The organism is Rhizobacter sp. P3_C12, from assembly GCF_056402735.1.
Genome location: NZ_JBFUGW010000407.1, coordinates 1 through 4127, shown reverse-complemented (window position 1 = coordinate 4127; position 4127 = coordinate 1). Strand labels below are relative to the sequence as shown.

Annotated in this window: 1 pseudogene; it reads right to left on the bottom strand. The window is 69.1% G+C overall.

The window, feature by feature from the left end:
• Window positions 1-4127 (bottom strand): annotated as a pseudogene (locus tag AC1DXV_RS32100) (heme utilization protein); the annotation flags it as partial.

Here is a 4127-nt window from a genome sequence, read left to right as displayed (position 1 = left end):
TCGCTCGACAGGCTCGAGATCTGCGTCGTGGTCAGCGCAGCGACCTGCGCCGTGCTCAGCGCACCGAACTGGTCGGAACCCATCGCGTCCAGCTGCGCGGTGCTCAGCGAATGCAGCGCCGCGGTGCTCAGTGCACGCAGGTCGTCGGTCTGCAGGGCCGCCATCTGGTCGCTGCCCAGGGTCTGCACCTGCGCCGTCGAGAAGACCGCGAACTGGCTGGTGGTCAGCGCGTTCAGGTCGTCGGTGGTCAGCGTGCCGACCTGGCTGGCCGTCAGCGCCGCCACCTGGCCGGTGGTCAGTGCCGCCATCTGGTCAGAGGTGAGGGCGGCCAGCTGGTCGGAGTCCAGTGCGCGGATCGCGTTGGTGCTCAGCGCGCGCAGGTCGGCCGATTCCAGGTCCGGCATCTGGTCGGTCGTCAGCGCATGCGCCTGGGCCGTGGTCAGTGCCGCGTAGTGCGCGGTGGTCAGCGCACGCAGGTCGTCGGATTGCAGGCCGGCGATCTGCGTGACCGTCAGCGAGGCCACCTGGGCCGTCGACAGCGCCGCGAACTGCGCGGTGCCGAAGGCGTTCAGGTCGTCGGTGACCAGGTTGCTCAGCTGGGCCGTCGTCATCGCGGCGACCTGGGCCACCGTCAGCTGGCCCATCTGGTCGGAGCTCAGCGCATCGATCTGCGCGGTGCTCATGTTGGCGATGGCCGAGGTGCTGAGGGCACGCAGGTCCGACGATTCCAGGTGCGGGATCTGGTCGGAGGTCAGCGAAGCGACTTGCGCCGTCGACAGGATCGCGAACTGGGCAGTGCTCAGCGCGTTCAGCGAGTCGGAGCTCAGCGAGGCCAGCTGCGTCGTCGTCAGCGCGCCGACTTGCGCGGTCGTCAGCGATGCCACCTGGTCCGAGGTCAGCGCAGCGAACTGGTCGCTGTTCAGGCCGCGGATGCCGGCGGTGCTGATGGCACGCAGGTCAGCCGATTCCAGGTGCGGGATCTGGTCGCTGGTGAGCGCGCCGACTTGTGCAGTGGTCAGCGCGGCGTAGTGCGCCGTCGTCATCGCACGCAGGTCGTCGGTCTGCAGGCCGGCCACCTGGCCGACCGTCAGCGAAGCGACCTGGGCGGTCGACAGCGCGGCGAAGTCGGCGGTGTTCAGCGCGTTCAGGTCATCGCTCACCAGGTTGCTCAGCTGGGCGGTCGTCAGGCCGGCCACTTGCGCGGTCGTCAGCTGGCCCATCTGGTCGGAGGTCAGCGCGTCGATCTGCGCGGTGGTCCAGTTGCGGATCGCGGCGGTGCTCAGSGCACGCAGGTCSGMCGATTCCAGSTGCGGGATCTGGTCGGWSGTCAGCGCGGCGGCCTGGGCSGTCGACAGCGTCGCGAACTGCGTCGTCGTCAGCGCGTTCAGGTCGTCGGTGCCGAGTTGCGACAGCTGGGTCGTCGTCAGCGCGGCCACTTGCGCGGTCGTCAGCGCGGCGAACTGGTCGCTGGTCAGCGAACCAAGCTGTGCCGAGTCGAGCTGGCGCAGCGCCGTCGTGCTGATCGCACGCAGGTCGGCCGATTCGAGGTTCGGCAACTGGTCGGTGGTCAGCGCGGCGACTTGCGTKGTGCTCAGCGCGGCGTAGTGCGCCGTCGTCAGGGCACGCAGGTCATCGGACTGCAGACCGGCCACCTGCGTGGCGGTCAGCGAAGCCACTTGCGCGGTGGACAGCGCGGCGAACTGCGCGGTGTTCAGCGCGTTCAGGTCGTCGCTGACCAGGTTGCTCAGCTGGGCCGTCGTCAGTGCGGCGACTTGCGCCGTCGTCAGCTGGGCCATCTGGTCGCTGGTCAGTGCGTCGACCTGTGCGGTGCTCCAGTTGCGGATCGCGGCGGTGCTCAGSGCACGCAGGTCCGACGATTCCAGGTGCGGGATCTGGTCGGAGGTCAGCGMRGCGGCCTGSGCSGTCGACAGGATCGCGAACTGGGCGGTGCTCAGCGCGTTCAGCGAGTCGGAGGTCAGCGAAGACAGCTGGGTGGTCGTCAGTGCGGCCACTTGCGCGGTCGTCAGCGAAGCCACCTGATCCGAGGTGAGGGCCGCGAACTGGTCGCTGTTCAAGCCACGGATACCGGCGGTGCTGATGGCACGCAGGTCGGACGATTCCAGGTGCGGGATCTGGTCGCTGGTCAGCGCGCCGACTTGTGCGGTGCTGAGCGCGGCGAACTGCGCCGTCGTCATCGCCCGCAGGTCGTCGGTTTCCAGGCCGGCGATCTGGCTGACCTTGAGCGCAGCGACCTGGGCGGTCGACAGCGCGGCGAAGTCAGCGGTGTTCAGCGCGTTCAGGTCTTCCGTCGTCAGGTTCGCCAGCTGGGTCGTCGTCAGGTTGGCCACTTGCGCGGTCGTCAGCTGGCCCATCTGGTCGGAGCTCAGCGCGTTCAGCTGGTCGGTGTTCCACGAACGCAGCGCGGCGGTGCTCAGCGCACGCAGGTCCGAAGACTCGAGGTGCGGGATCTGGTCGGTCGTCAGCGACGCGACCTGCGCGGTCGACAGGATCGCGAACTGGGCGGTGCTCAGCGCGTTCAGCGAGTCGGAGGTCAGCGACGACAGCTGGGTCGTCGTCAGCGCGGCGACTTGCGCGGTCGTCAGCGATGCCACCTGGTCCGAGGTGAGGGCCGCGAACTGGTCGCTGTTCAGGCCACGGATGCCGGCGGTGCTGATGGCACGCAGGTCAGCGGATTCCAGGTGCGGGATCTGGTCGCTGGTGAGGGCGCCGACTTGCGCGGTGCTGAGCGCGGCGTAGTGCGCCGTCGTCATCGCCCGCAGGTCGTCGGTTTCCAGGCCGGCGATCTGGCTGACCTTCAGCGCGGCGACCTGGGCGGTCGTCAACGCAGCGAAGTCAGCGGTGTTCAGCGCGTTCAGGTCCTCGGTCGTCAGGTTCGCGAGCTGGGTGGTCGTCAGGCCGGCCACTTGGGCGGTCGTCAGCTGGCCCATCTGGTCGGAACTCAGCGCGTTCAGCTGGTCGGTGTTCCACGAACGCAGCGCGGCGGTGCTCAGCGTGCGCAGGTCGCTCGATTCGAGAACCGGGATCTGGTCGGTGGTCAGCGAGGCGACTTGCGTGGTCGACAGCGCGGCGTACTGCTGCGTCGTCAGGGCGCGCAGGTCGTCGCTGTTCAGCGTCGACAGCTGCGTGGTCGTCAGCGCGGCGACCTGGCCGGTCGTCAGCGCGCCGATCTGGCTCGAGTCGAGGGCGGCCAGCTGGTCGCTGTTCAGCGCGCGGATCGCGGTGGTGCTGATGGCGCGCAGGTCGGCCGATTCGAGGTTCGGGATCTGGTCGGTCGTCAGCGCACCCACTTGTGCCGAGTTCATCGCGGCGTATTGCGCGGTGCTCAGGGCACGCAGGTCATCGGATTGCAGGCCGGCGATCTGGGTGGCGGTCAGCGAGGCGACCTGGGCGGTCGACAGCGCGGCGAACTGCGCGGTGTTCATCGCGTTCAGGTCGTCGGTCGTCAGGTTGCTCAGCTGGGCGGTCGTCAGGCCGGCGACCTGGGCGGTCGTCAGCTGGCCCATCTGGTCGGAGGTCAGCGCATCGATCTGGGCGGTGGTCCAGTTGCGSAKCGCGGCGGTGCTCAGCGCGCGCAGGTCGGCCGACTCGAGCGTCGGGATCTGGTCGGTCGTCAGCGAGGCGGCTTGCGCGGTCGACAGCGTCGCGAACTGCGTCGTCGTCAGCGCGTTCAGGTCGCCGGTGCCGAGGGTGGACAGCTGGGTCGTCGTCAGCGCGGCCACTTGCGCGGTCGTCAGCGCGGCGAACTGGTCGCTGGTCAGCGCACCGAGCTGGTCGGAGTTCAGTTGGCGCAGCGCGGCGGTGCTGATGGCACGCAGGTCGGCCGACTCGAGGTTCGGGATCTGGTCGGTCGTCAGCGCAGCCACTTGCGCGGTGTTCAGCGCGGCGAACTGGGCCGTCGTCAGGGCACGCAGGTCATCGGATTGCAGCCCGGCGATCTGCGTGGCGGTCAGGCCGGCGACCTGGGCGGTCGACAGCGCGACGAACTGCGCGGTGTTCATCGCGTTCAGGTCGTCGGTCGTCAGGTTGCTCAGCTGGGCGGTCGTCAGGCCGGCGACCTGGGCGGTCGTCAGCTGGCCCATCTGGTCGGAGGTCAGCGCATCGATCTG